Source organism: Chroococcus sp. FPU101, assembly GCF_017312365.1.
Taxonomy (GTDB): Bacteria; Cyanobacteriota; Cyanobacteriia; order Cyanobacteriales; family Microcystaceae; genus Chroococcus.
Genome location: NZ_BLJI01000036.1, coordinates 1 through 15,695, shown reverse-complemented (window position 1 = coordinate 15,695; position 15,695 = coordinate 1). Strand labels below are relative to the sequence as shown.

The window sequence follows — 15,695 nt, the reverse complement described above, 5'->3', positions numbered from 1 at the left end:
AAGACTAGAAAAAATAACTATGAACTAGAGCAAGAATAAAGGTTAATTGTGCCGCTAAGATAAATAGATAGATCAAGATGCGGGGTCGGAAAATTGATAACATCAATCCCATACTTCTGAGATCGATCATCGGGCCAAAAACGAGAAAAGCTAGAATCGAACTGGTAGTAAAGCTAGAAGCAAAGGATAACGCAAAAAAAGCATCAACTGTAGAGCAAATCGAGACAATTCCCGCTAAAAGCATCATAGCCACAATCGAAGTCATCGGATCTTGCCCAAGATTCAAAATTACTTCACGAGGGATAAAGACTTGGATACAAGAAGCGATCGCACTTCCGATCACTAACATTCCGCCTAACTCACGCAATTCTTGAACAACGTTATCTAAAAAAGCTTGGAAACGTTTCGGTTCTCTCATTTTATTAGACAACAGAGCTAAATTATTGTCTAAACGAAGAGGTTTTTCGGTTTTGCCTAAAATATAAGTCCCTGACTGCAATAGCATTGATGTAGCACGTACAGGTTCAGGGGATAGTTTAGTAGGCGGCAATTGGTTGATCCGATTAGCTAAAAAGGGTTGTAAGATTGAAGCGAGATTAGTTTGAGTGCTAAAGATCCAGCTAATGATTGTAGCGATCATTAAAGAAAAAACCACTCGTAAAATAACAACTTCTGGCTGATCTCGAAAAGCTGTCCAAGTCGCCCAAATGACGATCGGATTAATGGTTGGGGCAGCTAATAAAAATCCAAGGGCTACAGATGTCGGCATCCCTTGTATTAGTAGTCGTCTTGCGACTGGAACATTGCCGCATTCACAAACGGGAAAAATAAAACCGATACAACTCCCAATGAGTGATCCTAGCAAAGGATGACGGGGCATCCCTTGGATTAATTTACGCTCATCGATCAATATTAGCAGCGCACTAGAGAGTAAAACCCCTAATAAAAGAAAGGGGATCGCTTCTACTAGCAAACTTAAAAATAAAGTGAAGGCATTTTGTATTTGAGCCATTATTGTTGCCTTCAAAGGCGAGAGTTTCATTAATTAACAGCAGACGTAAGCCAATCGTTAAAAGATTCGCTATTCACTCGTTATCTGATTGTAACTGTCTTTATTAATATTTTTTTAACAATTATCCGCGTTCTGATATTTGACCCGAATTTGGTCAATCTAGCATCCTATCAGATTAAGAGCTACAATAAAAGACTCTTAGTGTTTGCTCTCGTTGTCAAAAAGCTTTAATTGCTTGCTCAGAAGCATTTTTAAGTTAAATGACATAAGTTCCGTAGTCTGGTTTACTTTTTTTTACAAAAATCCCGATACAATGCTACATTATCGTCAATGGAAACAAAATCTGGCGATTAACTCAATTATAAAAGGTATCTGAAAATCCAAAAACCAAACTCAATAAAACAAAATCAAGTGTTAAAGGTAGGTTAACTATTGATAAAAAAAAGAGAACTTAGTAGAATAAACAGCTAAAATCCTATAATTGTTACATAATATTTACATATCTATAAACCCTAACCCCCCGCTCCGATAAACAAAATAAGTTACAAAAGGAGAAACAATGAGAAGTTTAACTATCCCCCCCCAGATCGTTACCATTGAACCTATAGGATATGTGACAGCCGCGAATGTCAATGATTTACAAGCTCAACTCACAGAAGCCGTTAAATCACCTAACTATTCGATGTATCTCATCGATATGGGAAAAGTAGAATTTCTAGACAGTGCGGGTTTAATGACTTTAGTGTCTTCCTATCGTTTAGCTCAAAGTCTCGGCAAACGTTTAAATATCTGTTCGATCACTCCTTCGGTGCGGATCATTTTTGAACTGACTCAGCTAGACAGAGTTTTACCCATTTTTGATGATCGCTTTGCTTTTGAAGCCTCATTAAACGAAGAAGTACAAATGACAGCCTAACCAACCAAAAAAGGGTTAAACATTCGGTATAGTAGAAAAGCTAAGAATATGTCATTTGAGTGACCAGAGGTTGAATGGCGGCAGTAATTTTAGAAGATATTCTGACTCCCGACATTACGAAACCCGCTCGCTATCTCGGTAATGAGTTAGGTTCTAAACATAAACAGTGGCAAAGCGCAAACGTTAGATGGGTTTTGACCTATCCTGAAGTTTATGAAGTAGGGGCTTCTAATCTAGGTCATATCATCCTCTATAACATTCTAAATGCTCAACCTCGCCAACTCTGCGATCGCACTTATCTACCTGCACCCGATCTCGCTGCTAAACTTAGAGCTACAAGTACACCTCTTTTTGCCCTAGAGTCCCGCCGTTCCCTAACCGATTTTGATATCTTAGGATTTAGCTTAAGCTACGAATTAGGTGCCACAAATATCCTAGAAATGCTTGATCTAGCAGGCATTCCCAAAAGATGGCAAGACCGATCCTTAGAACACTATCCTTTAATTTTTGCAGGTGGTCAAACCGCCACATCTAACCCAGAACCCTACGCCGATTTCTTTGATTTTATTGCCCTTGGTGACGGAGAACACCTATTACCCGAAATTGGGTTAATCATCGAGGAAGCAAAATTAGCCAATCTCAGTAAAGAAGAATTATTACTCGATCTCGCTCAAGTTCCAGGGGTTTATGTGCCTCGGTTCTATGATACAGCAGACGATGGCTCAGTTCACCCCAACCGCCCCGATGTACCGAAAAGAATTTTAAGACGAGTAGCAACCCCAATACCAGCCTATTCGATCGGTTTAGTCCCTTATGTTGAAACAGTACACGATCGCCTTGTTATTGAAATTCGTCGCGGCTGTACCAGAGGATGTCGTTTTTGTCAACCAGGAATGCTAACACGTCCTGCTAGAGATGTCGAACCAACAGACGTGATAGAAACCATCGAAAAAGGCATGAGAGCGACTGGACATAACGAATTTTCCCTACTTTCCTTGAGTTGCTCCGATTATTTGGCACTTCCCGCCGTTGGGATGGAACTGAAAAACCGTCTCAAAGATGAAAATATTACTTTATCTCTACCCAGTCAGAGAGTCGATCGCTTTGATGAAAACATTGCTAATATCTTGGGTGGAACACGCCAAGGAGGGTTAACGTTTGCCCCCGAAGCAGGTACCCAACGACTGCGTGATGTCGTCAATAAAGGTTTAACCAATGAAGAACTACTCAGAGGCATTAAAACCGCCGTTGAACAGGGATGGGATCGCGTTAAACTCTATTTTATGATTGGTTTGCCTGGGGAAACCGATGAAGATGTGATTGGTATTGCTGATACAGTACGATGGCTCAGACAAGAATGTCGGATGCCGAAACGAAAAGCCTTAGAATTTAATATCACCATTTCTAACTTTACTCCAAAACCCCATACCCCCTTCCAATGGCACTCGGTTTCAACGGCAGAATTTAGCCGCAAACAGGGGTTACTAAAACAAGAATTTAAAACGATTAAAAATGCCAAGGTTAACTATACTGATGTCCGGATTTCTGCAATGGAAGATTTTATCGGGCGCGGTGATCGAAAATTATCTGCTGTTGTACAACGAGCGTGGGAACTCGGCGCGGGGATGGATGCTTGGTGGGAAAGCCTCGATCAAGCTTATGGAGCATGGTCACAAGCCATTGATGAAGCGGATCTTAGCTGGAAATATCGCCAAGTAGAAGCGGGTGAATGGAATGTATTTCATTTCAATTCTAAAACACTTTTAGATGCACCTTTACCCTGGGATCACATCGATAGCGGAGTAGATAAAAAATGGCTCAAAGAGGACTTAAATCGGGCTTTAGAGGCGGCAATTGTCCCTGATTGTTCTTTTGAAGGGTGTTCGCATTGCGGAGTCTGTGGCGTTGATTTTGGTCATAATGTGGTGATCCCTGCTATGGAAGTTCCTCCCTTTGCAGGACAGTTTCAACCCAATACAGAGCGATCGCAACGGCTACGGGTTTGGTTTGGCAAACTAGGCGAAATGGCTCAAATCAGTCATTTAGACATGATTCGCTTATTTGATCGTGTGATTCGACGTGCGGCTATTCCCATTTCTTTTACAGGGGGTTTTCATCCAGGCCCCAGAATATCGATCGCCAATGCGTTACCATTAGGGGCGACAGGGGCTGGGGAAATTGTCGATTTTGAACTGACGCAACGCCTCGAAGTCGAAGCATTTCAAGAAAAATTAGTCGCGCAACTCCCTTTAGAACTGCCAGTCTATCGGGTAGAGGAAGTATATGTAAATTCTCCTGCTGCAACTCAATTACTCGAAAAAGCCGAGTATCACATTACCATAGCAACCGATGATACCCTTGAGCAGTGGCAACATTGGATCGAACAGCTATTACAGGAGACTGAAATACTGTGGCACAAAAAAACGAAGTCAGGGAAAAAAGTAACACTCAATTTATGCGAGCGTTTGTATGAATTATCTCTAAACTCACTGAATTCAGGCTCAGTAGTTTTACGGTATGTGGGAAGTTGTCGTAATGATGGCACCTTGCTCCAACCCGAACAAGTGATCTATATGTTAGAACAAGTGACGCAAAAAGAATTTGATTTATTGCGGGTACATCGTCAGAGGCTTTTTTTAGAACAACCTTCTAAAGAACATTTAGAAAAATGATATTTTTCTTTAATATTCTTGCTCAAGAATTTTTCTAATAGGATGTGTTGTAAATACTCACGCGCTGATGGGGACATATTCAACCTCGCTAAGAATACGTTGACCAATGTAAGGACTTAAAGACTCAATTGTTACTAAATCAACTGAGCGACCTAACAAATCTTCTAAAAAAAATGATAGATGTATAAAATTATAAAATCTTTTTCGCTCTGGCTGAAAAACGACAAGAATATCAACATCACTGTGAGCGTGAATTGCATCCCGTACGAAAGAGCTAAAAATTCCACAACGTTCAACCCCAAAATCTTGAATTTCTTGCCTATGCTTGTTTAGTAATGATAGTAGTTGTGTTTTATTTTGTACTAGCATAACTTTAATGATTTTGTTAGATAATTTATTCTGAGAGAATACTTAATCTAACTTGTTCACCATCTTTTAAAGGCTTGCTACTTTTAGCTACAAAGCGTTCCCCTGCTTGAATACCTTCAAGAATTTCTACTTTACCGTTATTGCGTTGTCCTACTTCTACGACTTGTTGTATAACTTGGGGTGTTTCTTGTTCAGTGGCACGAACTACATAAATAACTGTTTTTCCGTCTTCTTCAATCAAAGCAGATTCTGGGACAATAACTTGTTTTGAATTGTTGTTTTGAAAACTGACTCTTGCTAACAAACCGCCATTGATTTGTGTATCTGGATTATCAATAATAATCTCAATTGGAACATTGCGCGTGATAGACTGAGCGACTGGACTAATACGGCTGACATATCCTGTAAAAGTCTGTTGAGGAAAAGCATCTAATTTAATGCTTACAGGTTGCCCGACACGAATTTGAGCCAGTTCTAATTCAGATACAGGAATAATCACTTTAACTTGACTAAAATCACCTATTCTAACGATTTCTCCCCCCGTTGTAATTAAGTCTCCAGGTTGACTCACTTTTTCGAGAACCACACCTGTTAGAGGTGAGCTAATTTGAGCATAGGCTTGTCGTTGCTGTTCTTGAGCGAGAACTGATTTTTGGGCTGCAATTCTACCTATCGTATTAGCGACGGCTTTTTCGGCAATACGGATATCTTCTTGTGCGCTGAGAATCGCTTTTTGGGCAAGTTGAGCCGTTGTTACAGCGACTTCGGCTTGTTGTTTAGGTATCGCCCCCTCTTTCGCTAAGAGGGTAAATCGATCAGCATCGTTTTTCGCCTGTTGATATTCAATTTTTAAGCGATCTACCTGAATTCGTGCGTTATTAACTTCTATCCTCGCTCTAGAAAGTTCCGCATCAAGGGCAGCGAGTTGGGCTTGTTGTTCTAAAACTTGAGTTGCTAGAATTCGATCATCAACTTGTCCTAATTGTTGACCGCGCCGTACTTGATCGCCAATATCAACCGTAAGATTGAGTAAACGTCCTTCAACTTGCGATCGCACTGAAACTTCTTTAATCGGTCGTGTGCTACCTGTATAATCTAGTTTAGGAGATAAATTCCCCGCTTTGGCAATTGCTACATCAACGGCGGCAATGGTGTTTCTTTGGGAGACAGTCGAAGATGATTGCTCAGATGGTGTCCCGCAGCCAGCTAAAGAAACTACAATGATAATTAGTAAATGACCTAACCTAATCTTGAAAAAAGTTGCAGCATTCATTGATTTTTCTCGATTAATTTTAAAGAAACGAATATAAAGATTGTGAAAGCGCGTCCCTCACCAAAAAAATCATCATCTTGGGTACCTAAGCTTTTACTCATTGCATCATTGCTGATAGCTTTACCCTTTGGTTTGCTCTATGGGCTTTATACAGTGTATCGAATTCAAGGCGAACAGTTGACCACCCAAGGAGAGAATAAAAAAGCGATCGTTGCTTATCAATCTGCATTACAATTCAATCATCACTCGGCGACAACTTATTTTAAATTAGCTCAAGTTCAGCAACAAGAGGGTCTATTTACTGAAGCTAAGAGCAGCTACCAGCAAGCATTTAAGATTAATCCAGATCTTAAATCTAATACTGATGTGGCGGTCTCTCTCAAAGCATTAGGTGATACTTTCATTCAAAAAAGTTCCTTTGAATCGGCGATTTTTGCTTATGAGAAAGCGATTCAATTAGAACCTTTCTATATTGAAGCTTATACAAGTTTAGGAAATATTTTTTTTAAACAGCAAAAATGGGATGAAGCCCAAGAAAACTATTTAAAAGTCATTGAAATTGATTCAAAAAACTTAGAAGCTTATACCGCATTAGGAAATATATATCGTCAACAACAAGAATGGCAAAAAGCGGAAGAAATGTATCTAAAAGCTTTAGCCATCAAGCCTGATGATGCTCGAATCGCTCAAAATTTGGGAGAAACTTATCAAAAATTAGAACAACTTCAAAAAGCCATTGAAATGTATTTACAGGCTATTACAATAGAACCGAGAAATGGAAACTTATATAACTTATTGGGCGAAGCATTTTATGATCAAAAAGACTTAGATAGTGCTTATATAGCTTATAAAAAAGCTAGTGAATTGAGTCCTAAAAATGCCAAAATCTATAAAAACCTTTGTTTAACTCAAATTCATCAAAAACAATTTGAAGAAGCTTTAAAAGACTGTCAACAAGCCTCTAAACTCGATCCAGAATTAGTCGAGGCTAAAGTTTATGCGGCTGAATTAGAAAGAGGTTTAGCGATTCGGAACAATTCAAATCTACTAGAAATGCCCGAACAAATCCCTAGTATTAGGATAGATCCTTTGGCTCCCACTAAACGCTCAATTGTCAAAATTTTTGCTCTGGGTAAAACCTTTAATGGCATTGGTACAGGTTGGATTGTTAAACGAAAAGATAATAAAATATGGATTGTCACTAACCGTCATGTTGTGATTGACTCAAGTAAAACCTTGAAAAAAGCTGATCGTATCACAGTAGAATTTTATAGTACGCCTAATACGGGACAAATTCGCCGCCGTCAAACCGCCAAAATTGTTAAAGTTGCGCCACAAGATGACTGGATAGATTTAGCAGTCATAGAAGTCACAAACCCACCAAAAGATATTAAACCTTTTTCCCTCGCTTCTGCCGTTGGTATCATTGATTTACCGATTAAAGTAATTGGAAATCCAGTGATCAAAGGTGATTGGGTTTTAGCGAAAGGTACGGTACGTCAAGTCACTGAACAACAAATCATGATGAGTATCGCCATCGGGTCTGGTTTTTCGGGAGGGCCAGTTCTAACATCAGATAATCAAGTAGTGGGAGTCGTGTCGCAAGCTGGTTTATATTGCTCTAATGCACCTCTACCAGACAGCTTTGATACTTCCTCGCTTCAACTCGGTTGCGGTCTTGCCGTTCCCATTGAAGCAGTCAAACAAAGATTAAAAGATTGGGGCATTCTTAACTAATTACCCCAAAATATCTAACGACGTTGCTGCTCATTCATTAACATCGGTAAAGGCTGACGGGAGGTATTTGGAGGAAGATAATATCTAGGTGTTTCTTCTGTCGCAATCTCTTTAGCTTTCTGGATTTGTAGCCATCGCATCACTAAAGCGGTTATCACAACCATCATCCCAAACGATAATAAAGTCCAGCGTTGACCAACGCCACCCATCACCACATCAACTGCACCCGCAATCAAAATAAAGCCAGATATCGGCTCTTTACGATAGGCAGCTTTGAGGAAACGAGGAAAATTAACGTTCATGCGTTCGTTAGCTCTACAAAATAATGGATACACTTAACTTCAGATTATCGCAATTGTTAAAAATGCGTAGTTAAATTACAGTTCCCACTCCTACAAAACGGGGAAAAATACTATTGTAATCCTAGCCAACTTAACAATCCCTGACCTGAAAAATACTCAATTGCTAAGGTTAAAACAAAACCAATCATAGCAGCGCGACCGTTAAGGCGTTCTGAGTATTCATTAAAGCCAAACTTAGGTTCTTCTAGTTTAGGGGTTTGAGTTGGTTCTAGATTAGCCATGATCAATAGTCCTTTTGTTATAGATTTACTTTACATTTCTTTACTATACTATTCTATCTTAAACAGTAGAGACGCAATAGATCGCGTCTCCACCAATTAATTAAAGTTCAAAGCCATCATCTAATCACGTCCATTAATCGCAATCAAAAGACGCAGAATAAAGATGAAAAGATTGATATAAGTCAGATACATCGACAGAGCAACAGGGAGATACTGGTCATCGCGGTAAGTACGGGGCAGAATGTAAAAATCTACAACCGCAGAACCCGTAAATAGCAGAACTCCTAATCCAGAAATCGCAATTTCTAGCCAAGTCGGTGTAAAAACTCCAAAGAAAGACAAGCCAAACTGAATCAATACCACCACTAGCAGGGCAATTATACCTAAACTAATGGTTTGAGTTAAAGCCATGCCGTCTTTATCGGAAAGATTAGAACCAACACTACGACCTAAAACAAAAGCAATACCACAACCAAGAGCCGCGATCCCAACACCCGTTAGTCCGACTCCAGAATTTCTTAGAGCCACAGAAACTATACCACTAAGGGTATAGCCAGATACTAAACTGTAAAGTGCTAATAAAGGTAGAGCGGTTCCTTTATTGCCGCTTTCCGCGACATTACGAGCAACAAAGTACAAAATTAAAGAAACGACGATAGCAGCGAAGAAACTCGGCATAAATAAAGCTGGAGCCGATCTCATCACCCCTAAACCGCCGTAAGTCCCTACAGCAGTCAAAATTAAGCCACCACCCAAAAAGGGAAGCGCATTAGAAATGACATTCGGGCCGACGAGAGGTTGTCCTCTCAATTCACGCATTGCTTGACGAAAATTACTGGTATTACTCATACAATTTTTTTTGTTATGGAATCCCTCAATAATCTTTATAGCGAAAATTTCAGTAAGTCAGCTAGTGCAGAATACCGTAATAGGTTATGGCTGGAGCGTATTTTTTTTTTGTTAAGTAAAGCAAATATTAACTTCAAAGCATGATTAGGTAAAAAACTTGAGTAGATTTACGGAGATACGCATTACTGAGCCAAGAGAATTCCGTAAATCGAGCGTAGTATCAAAATTTCCCGATACCGAAAATAGAGAAAAGAAAAAAACTTTCAATCTTAGTTGACTTTTTAAATAACCGAAGAAGGGAAGTAAAAATTATGACCACTCAAGCTCTAGGCCTTCATAGTATGGAACTCTTAATCAACTACGCTCGTAATCCTTCTCTGGAACTTCGTAATAAGTTAGTTGAGATTAATTCAGGTTTAGTTCGCCAAGTCGCTCACCGAATTAGTCGCCAATGTGCCGAACCTTATGAAGATCTAGAGCAAATTGGTTACTTAGGTTTAATCAGAGCGATCGAACGATTTAACCCTCATCAAGGATGTGCGTTTAGTTCCTTTGCTATTCCCTATATTAGAGGAGAAATGTTACACTATCTACGCGATCGCGGTAGCATTATGAGAATTCCCAGACGCTGGCAAGAACTCTACGCCAAAGGAAAAAAACTTAAAAAACAATTAGCACTTTCTCTAGGTTATCCTCCCAGAGATAAAGAAGTAGCTAAAGCATTAGGGGTACCGCTACAAGAGTGGAACGAATGCCAACTTGCCCTCCAAAACCGTTTATTAGTTAGCCTAGATGCCACAGTTGTTCAAGTCAATGACGGCTGTCTAACCTTTGGTGAAACCCTGCCAGACCCTCGTTGTCAAACTCAACGCTATTGGGAAGAAGAACGAATGCAGCTACAAAAAGCCATGAGTCAGTTGGAAGATAAAACTAAAGCTGCTATTGAATGCGTTTTCCTCAAAGATTTACCTCGTAAAGAAGCAGCCATTGAAATTGGTATTAGTCCCATGACTGTCACCCGTCATCTACAAAAAGGAATTGAACAACTCGGCACATTAATGAATCCTCAAGCGGCTTAAATAAATTTTCTAACTTCACCATAGCGTCTGTAAAGTTTTCCTCTGAACCTCTAACCCAAAACCTTAGAGGTTTTTTTCTGTTTAATAACAGAAGCTTTTCTTGGTATCTTAAAAAATAAACGATCAATCATGGACATTAAAGACGGTTTTCTTAGTACAGTTGGTAATACACCTCTCATTCGTCTTAACAGCTTCAGTGAAGAAACCAGATGCGAAATCTTAGGAAAAGCAGAATTTCTCAATCCAGGTGGTTCAGTAAAAGACCGAGCCGCATTGTATATTATCAATGATGCAGAAACAAAAGGCTTACTCAAACCAGGTGGTACAGTTGTTGAAGGAACAGCAGGCAATACAGGCATCGGACTCGCTCATATCTGTAATGCCAAAGGTTATAAGTGTCTGATTATTATCCCAGATACCCAATCACAAGAAAAAATCGATCTCCTCAGAACGCTTGGGGCTGAAGTTCGTGTCGTTCCTGCGGTTCCCTATCGAGATCCCAATAATTATGTTAGGCTTTCTGGTCGAATTGCCGAAGAAATGGATAACGCCATCTGGGCTAATCAATTCGATAATTTAGCTAACCGACTCGCACATTATGAAACAACGGGGCCTGAAATTTGGACACAAACCAATGGCAAAATCGATGTTTGGGTAGCAGCAACGGGAACAGGTGGAACTTATGCGGGTGTTTCTCTCTATCTCAAGGAAAAAAATCCTAATATTAAATGTATTGTTGCTGACCCGATGGGAAGTGGTTTATTTAGTTATGTTAAAACGGGTGAAATTAATCCCGAAGGAAGTTCTATTACAGAAGGCATTGGCAACAGTCGAATTACCGCTAATATGCAGGATGTTCCAATTGATGATGCGATACAAATAGATGATCCTGAAGCTATCCGCGTTGTTTATCAACTCTTAGAAAAAGACGGTTTATTTATGGGAGGTTCTGTTGGTATTAATGTTGGTGCTGCCTTCGCCCTTGCTAAATCAATGGGGCCAGGTCATACGATCGTAACTGTTTTGTGTGATGGTGGGGCGCGTTATCAGTCTCGTCTATATAATTCCCAATGGTTAGCATCGAAAGGATTATTACTTAAATAATCCGTTGAATTTAGTAATAACAGTTTATTATAAAACAATCCATGCCAAGCTTGAAGGTGTATCATGCGAGCTTTACTTATTTATCCAGTGTTTCCACCAACGTTTTGGTCATATGACAAAATACTAAAACTCGTCAACCGTAAAGTCTTGTTGCCCCCCTTGGGTTTAATTACTGTCGCGGGAATTCTACCTCAAAATTGGGAATATAAACTCGTAGATCGTAATATTCGTTCTGTGACTGAGGAGGAATGGGCGTGGGCAGATTTAGTAATTCTTTCTGGAATGATTGTTCAAAAAAATGATTTATTAGACCAAATAAAAGAAGCCAAGCGACGCGGTAAATTAGTTGCAGTTGGCGGGCCTTATGCGACTTCTGTTCCGTCTGAAATCGAAAATGCAGCAGCCGACTTTCTAATTTTAGATGAAGGGGAAATTACATTACCGATGTTCGTTGAAGCGATTAATCGAGGTGAAACAAGCGGTATTTTTCGGACGACTGAAAAACCGAGTGTCACTGAAACACCAGTCCCACGCTACGATCTACTAGAGTTAGATGCTTATGATTCGATGTCGGTGCAGTTTTCGCGGGGTTGTCCGTTTCAGTGCGAATTCTGCGATATTATTGTTCTTTATGGTCGTAAACCACGAACTAAAAATCCGACACAACTTCTGAAAGAGTTAGATTACTTATACGAATTGGGATGGCGACGCGGTGTCTTTATGGTCGATGATAATTTCATTGGCAATAAACGCAACGTTAAGTTATTACTTCAAGAATTAAAACTCTGGCAAAAAGCACATCATTATCCTTTCCGCTTTAATACTGAAGCATCGATTGATTTAGCGACTGACCCCGAATTGATGGAATTGATGGTTGAATGCTATTTTGATGCAGTCTTTATCGGTATTGAAACGCCAGACGAAGAAAGCTTACAACTCACTAAAAAATTCCAAAATACCCGTAATTCACTACAAGAGTCGGTAGAAGCCATTATTCACGCTGGATTACGCCCAATGGCAGGGTTTATCATTGGATTTGATGGCGAAAAAAAAGGAGCAGGCGATCGCATTGTCCGTTTTGCCGAACAAGCAGCCATTCCAACTACTATGTTTGGGATGTTACAAGTTCTACCGAATACCGCGCTTTGGCATCGTTTAGAAAAAGAAGGACGTTTACGCGATAGTAATAACGGAAACATCAATCAAACGACTCTGCTGAATTTTGTTCCCACTCGTCCCATCGAAGATATCGCCAGAGAATACATTGATGCTTTTTGGGTATTATATGATCCTGAAAACTATCTTGATCGGACTTATCGTTGTTTTCTCATGTTAGGCGAACCGAAAGCGAAAACTGCCTTTAAATTACCGACATGGATCGATCTAAAAGCATTAGGAATTGTCATTTGGCGACAAGGTTTTAAACGCAGCACACGATGGAAATTTTGGCATCATCTTTTTAGTATTCTTAAACAAAATCCAAAAGTATTTGAACATTATTTAACCGTTTGCGCTCACAATGAGCATTTTCTCGAATATCGTGAAATTGTCCGTAATAACATAGAACAACAATTACAAGAATCTCAAAAACAAACCGAAAAAGTATTAGTTTAAGCCAACAACGCTTTTAATTTTTCTGTAAGAGCTTTTTGACCAAAACTGATTAATGTTTGCTCTCGTAACCATTGACCATTACAACGGGGATCATCACCTGCTAAAATTTCAAGACAAGCTTGAGCGACTGCTTCAGGGTCTCGATGGGGAACACGCCACCCCCTACGACCATCTTGTAAAGGATCAGCCGAACCATCATCATCCCCCGATAACACTGGAATACCACACGCCATGGCCTCTAGATAAACAATGCCGAAGCCTTCTTGAGACGGCATAATATAAGCATCAGCCACGCGATAATGATCCACGAGAGCCTCATCGGGGACAAAACCAGCAAAGATCACCTGTTCTTTAACCCCTAAATCTTCGGCTAATTTTGCTAAACGAGGTTGATCATCACCACGTCCAATGACTAAATACTTGACATTCGGATAAACTTGTGTAATCTTCGGTAAAGCTCGGATGGTCACATCAACCCCTTTATAAATATCACCTGACCATAAACGAGCAACCGTCATCAAAACCTTAGCATCTCCTAAGCCATATTTTTGTATTAATGCTGTGGGTTTAGCTTGGGGTGTAAAATGTTCACCATTAACGACACAAGGTAGGATTTCAACTCGTTTAGGGTCAATATCATTCGCTTGACACAATTGATCTCGACTATAACGGCTAATTGTCCAAATTGCTGAGGCTTGTTGTAGGGATTTGCGTTCTAGAGTCGGTAAAGGTTTCCAGACTTCCTTCCCATAAGTTAGTACAGTATAGGGAATACCAAGAGGCTGACACAAAAATCGTATGAGAGAAGCAAGTTTAATATGTCCACAATAAACCTGTGAGGGTCGATTTAGTAGCAATATTTTTAATAAAGACCCTGCCATCTTTAATCTACCCTGCCAAGCTGATGAGGTTTTAAGATAATGGAATCTTACAGAATCCCTCACCAAAGGGTTTGTACAGTTAGCATCATCTCTGAGTAAGAAAATCTCAGTTTGTGGGGAATTGGGTAAAGATAAATAAGCTTTTAAGACATCTTTAACATAAGATTGTATTCCTCCTTCTTGGGAAAAGACAGTGAGAAATGCAAAAACAGTATTTGATGAATGAGTCATAGATGATCACAAACGATAAATTGCACTTTCTTAGTTTAGCCCAAGTCATTAATTCAACCGAAAAAATCTAGCTATAATACTACTGCTTTAATTACAAACTATAGCTAAAATCTTAAGAATTTAGACTTGTTCAACAATTTTAGTTTAGGTTTTTGAGTAATCAAAAGACGTAATTTACTTAAGGAAACTGCTCATGTACATCTCAAAGATGTATAAGATACAAAATATCATTCTTTCCATGAAAATCTGGCACTACCACTTAAGATCAAACATAGTAATAAGTCAAAAATAGTATAAGATAATTTCTCCTCGCTTGTCAAACTGTTATTCAACCATGTGAAAAGTGTAACAACCACAATTAAACCTACGAATCCATAAAGTAAAACTGATGTAAACTTTAGCAAAACCTTAAAAAAAATTGGAGTTGGGGATGCAGAAACAGGAGGAGTAACAGGGATTTTAAGAATGATTATCTCTCCAAAAAAACAAAACTTTCTACCTTTAATTTTTTCTAATGTTCCTCCAATAGATAAACTTGGTGCTAGTCCGCCCAACATTCTAAAATCCATCCCTCCTAATAGACCTCGGCTATAAATTTCTTCTATTTCAACAGAATGAGAATGTACTATTCGATACGCAAGTACCTGTTCTACTAAACCTGTTTTTAGTAAATCATGTCTATTGCTGTAAGCTTCATAACATTTAGGAGTTATACCCTCAAATCGAAATTTTCTAGCTATTATTTTCTTATTTGAAGCATTAACTGATAAAGGGATTATTACTCCAGAAGCTAAAGTCGAACCAGTTACTTTAGTTTCTGTTCCATCTGAATAGATTTCAAACACTTTCACTTTCAGGGAAGATAATATTCTCCAGTTGATTGCCTTTTGCTCTTCTAAAGTAAGGTTAGTATCTTTACTATCACTCACAAATTCTCTTGGTTTCACTAAAACATTTTAGGTTTTCAATGAATAAGTTTTGGCGTTATTAGATAAATTATTTTCTGGCTGCATAACTATTCAAATAAGTTAGTAAATTATCTCTTTCTGTTGATTTATATTTTTCCAGGATGGAAGGTTATGTAGAATTCTCAAAAAATCTTAAAGTTAAAAACTACATAACATTAAAGCGATTAGAAAGTATTGTTAACTGAACAGTTGCAAACGTTCATATTGAGAATTAAATTAGAATTTTTATACAACTAATCAATCAGTCATACCGCTTATCAAAATTAATTTAATTCTTAATAAAAACTCGTTTTGAAATTCAGTTATCTGATCGTCACTGCTAGAAGCCAATGTTTTTCCATCTTGACTAAAGGCAACACTGGAAACAACAGAGGTATGACCATTTAAAGTAGCTAGAGTTGTTCCAT

At 39.0% G+C, this 15,695-nt stretch carries 14 protein-coding genes and 1 pseudogene; 6 read left to right on the top strand and 9 right to left on the bottom strand.

Annotated features, from left to right (window positions below):
• Window positions 1-4: 4 nt before the first annotated feature.
• The gene (locus tag CFPU101_RS20960) at window positions 5-1,012 is read right to left on the bottom strand and encodes a permease (protein WP_206817277.1); all 1,008 of its coding nucleotides are present in this window, start codon (window positions 1,010-1,012) and stop codon (window positions 5-7) included.
• A gap of 559 nt (window positions 1,013-1,571) precedes the next feature.
• Here CFPU101_RS20960 and CFPU101_RS20955 point away from each other — a divergent pair.
• On the top strand, window positions 1,572-1,928 hold the full coding sequence (locus CFPU101_RS20955; protein WP_206817276.1) for an STAS domain-containing protein: 357 nt from the start codon (window positions 1,572-1,574) through the stop codon (window positions 1,926-1,928).
• Between the two features lie 74 nt (window positions 1,929-2,002).
• Complete coding sequence (locus tag CFPU101_RS20950) at window positions 2,003-4,600, top strand: TIGR03960 family B12-binding radical SAM protein (protein ID WP_206817275.1); 2,598 nt, start codon at window positions 2,003-2,005, stop codon at window positions 4,598-4,600.
• 57 nt (window positions 4,601-4,657) lie between these two features.
• On the opposite strand, the gene CFPU101_RS20945 is transcribed toward CFPU101_RS20950, so the two are convergent.
• Together CFPU101_RS20945 and CFPU101_RS20940 are read right to left on the bottom strand one after the other, a co-directional pair.
• The gene (locus CFPU101_RS20945; protein WP_206817274.1) at window positions 4,658-4,969 is read right to left on the bottom strand and encodes a nucleotidyltransferase family protein; all 312 of its coding nucleotides are present in this window, start codon (window positions 4,967-4,969) and stop codon (window positions 4,658-4,660) included.
• Window positions 4,970-4,994: 25 nt separating this feature from the next.
• A complete protein-coding gene (locus CFPU101_RS20940; RefSeq protein WP_206817273.1) occupies window positions 4,995-6,242 on the bottom strand; it encodes an efflux RND transporter periplasmic adaptor subunit in 1,248 nt (415 codons plus the stop codon).
• 42 nt (window positions 6,243-6,284) lie between these two features.
• Between CFPU101_RS20940 and CFPU101_RS20935 the strand changes: the two genes are divergently transcribed.
• Complete coding sequence (locus tag CFPU101_RS20935) at window positions 6,285-7,979, top strand: serine protease (protein ID WP_206817272.1); 1,695 nt, start codon at window positions 6,285-6,287, stop codon at window positions 7,977-7,979.
• Window positions 7,980-7,993: 14 nt separating this feature from the next.
• On the opposite strand, the gene CFPU101_RS20930 is transcribed toward CFPU101_RS20935, so the two are convergent.
• From CFPU101_RS20930 to CFPU101_RS20920, 3 genes are all read right to left on the bottom strand, one after another.
• Window positions 7,994-8,281, bottom strand: coding sequence for a hypothetical protein (locus CFPU101_RS20930; protein WP_206817271.1), 288 nt, complete (start codon window positions 8,279-8,281; stop codon window positions 7,994-7,996).
• A gap of 110 nt (window positions 8,282-8,391) precedes the next feature.
• Entirely contained in the window at window positions 8,392-8,562 is a 171-nt protein-coding gene (locus CFPU101_RS20925) for a hypothetical protein (protein WP_206817269.1), read from the bottom strand.
• 120 nt (window positions 8,563-8,682) lie between these two features.
• Window positions 8,683-9,411: a Bax inhibitor-1 family protein gene (locus CFPU101_RS20920; RefSeq protein WP_206817268.1), complete on the bottom strand. Its 729-nt coding sequence runs from the start codon at window positions 9,409-9,411 to the stop codon at window positions 8,683-8,685.
• Window positions 9,412-9,722: 311 nt separating this feature from the next.
• Here CFPU101_RS20920 and CFPU101_RS20915 point away from each other — a divergent pair, with 311 nt between their 5' ends.
• The 3 genes from CFPU101_RS20915 (at window position 9,723) to CFPU101_RS20905 (ending at window position 13,208) form a co-directional block, all read left to right on the top strand.
• Window positions 9,723-10,490, top strand: a complete 768-nt coding sequence (locus CFPU101_RS20915) for an RNA polymerase sigma factor SigF (RefSeq protein WP_206817266.1) — start codon at window positions 9,723-9,725, stop codon at window positions 10,488-10,490.
• Window positions 10,491-10,619: 129 nt separating this feature from the next.
• On the top strand, window positions 10,620-11,594 hold the full coding sequence (locus tag CFPU101_RS20910; RefSeq protein WP_206817265.1) for a cysteine synthase A: 975 nt from the start codon (window positions 10,620-10,622) through the stop codon (window positions 11,592-11,594).
• Window positions 11,595-11,657: 63 nt separating this feature from the next.
• On the top strand, window positions 11,658-13,208 hold the full coding sequence (locus tag CFPU101_RS20905) for a B12-binding domain-containing radical SAM protein (RefSeq protein WP_206817264.1): 1,551 nt from the start codon (window positions 11,658-11,660) through the stop codon (window positions 13,206-13,208).
• Here the strand turns inward: CFPU101_RS20905 and CFPU101_RS20900 are convergent.
• The 3 genes and pseudogenes from CFPU101_RS20900 to CFPU101_RS20890 form a co-directional block, all read right to left on the bottom strand.
• Window positions 13,205-14,320, bottom strand: coding sequence for a glycosyltransferase family 4 protein (locus CFPU101_RS20900; protein ID WP_206817263.1), 1,116 nt, complete (start codon window positions 14,318-14,320; stop codon window positions 13,205-13,207). The genes CFPU101_RS20905 and CFPU101_RS20900 overlap by 4 nt on opposite strands.
• Before the next feature lie 227 nt (window positions 14,321-14,547).
• Window positions 14,548-15,267 (bottom strand): hypothetical protein, encoded by a 720-nt coding sequence (locus tag CFPU101_RS20895; RefSeq protein ID WP_206817262.1) that lies wholly within the window; start codon window positions 15,265-15,267, stop codon window positions 14,548-14,550.
• Between the two features lie 258 nt (window positions 15,268-15,525).
• Window positions 15,526-15,695: pseudogene (locus tag CFPU101_RS20890) on the bottom strand (WD40 repeat domain-containing protein); the annotation flags it as partial.

What these genes read in the sequence shown, in the direction of transcription:
- CFPU101_RS20960 (WP_206817277.1), bottom strand. Translation starts at nt 1,012, where the DNA reads ATGGCTCAAATACAAAATGCCTTCACTTTATTTTTAAGTTTGCTAGTA.
- CFPU101_RS20955 (WP_206817276.1), top strand. Translation starts at nt 1,572, where the DNA reads ATGAGAAGTTTAACTATCCCCCCCCAGATCGTTACCATTGAACCTATA.
- CFPU101_RS20950 (WP_206817275.1), top strand. Translation starts at nt 2,003, where the DNA reads ATGGCGGCAGTAATTTTAGAAGATATTCTGACTCCCGACATTACGAAA.
- CFPU101_RS20945 (WP_206817274.1), bottom strand. Translation starts at nt 4,969, where the DNA reads ATGCTAGTACAAAATAAAACACAACTACTATCATTACTAAACAAGCAT.
- CFPU101_RS20940 (WP_206817273.1), bottom strand. Translation starts at nt 6,242, where the DNA reads ATGAATGCTGCAACTTTTTTCAAGATTAGGTTAGGTCATTTACTAATT.
- CFPU101_RS20930 (WP_206817271.1), bottom strand. Translation starts at nt 8,281, where the DNA reads ATGAACGTTAATTTTCCTCGTTTCCTCAAAGCTGCCTATCGTAAAGAG.
- CFPU101_RS20925 (WP_206817269.1), bottom strand. Translation starts at nt 8,562, where the DNA reads ATGGCTAATCTAGAACCAACTCAAACCCCTAAACTAGAAGAACCTAAG.
- CFPU101_RS20920 (WP_206817268.1), bottom strand. Translation starts at nt 9,411, where the DNA reads ATGAGTAATACCAGTAATTTTCGTCAAGCAATGCGTGAATTGAGAGGA.
- CFPU101_RS20915 (WP_206817266.1), top strand. Translation starts at nt 9,723, where the DNA reads ATGACCACTCAAGCTCTAGGCCTTCATAGTATGGAACTCTTAATCAAC.
- CFPU101_RS20910 (WP_206817265.1), top strand. Translation starts at nt 10,620, where the DNA reads ATGGACATTAAAGACGGTTTTCTTAGTACAGTTGGTAATACACCTCTC.
- CFPU101_RS20905 (WP_206817264.1), top strand. Translation starts at nt 11,658, where the DNA reads ATGCGAGCTTTACTTATTTATCCAGTGTTTCCACCAACGTTTTGGTCA.
- CFPU101_RS20900 (WP_206817263.1), bottom strand. Translation starts at nt 14,320, where the DNA reads ATGACTCATTCATCAAATACTGTTTTTGCATTTCTCACTGTCTTTTCC.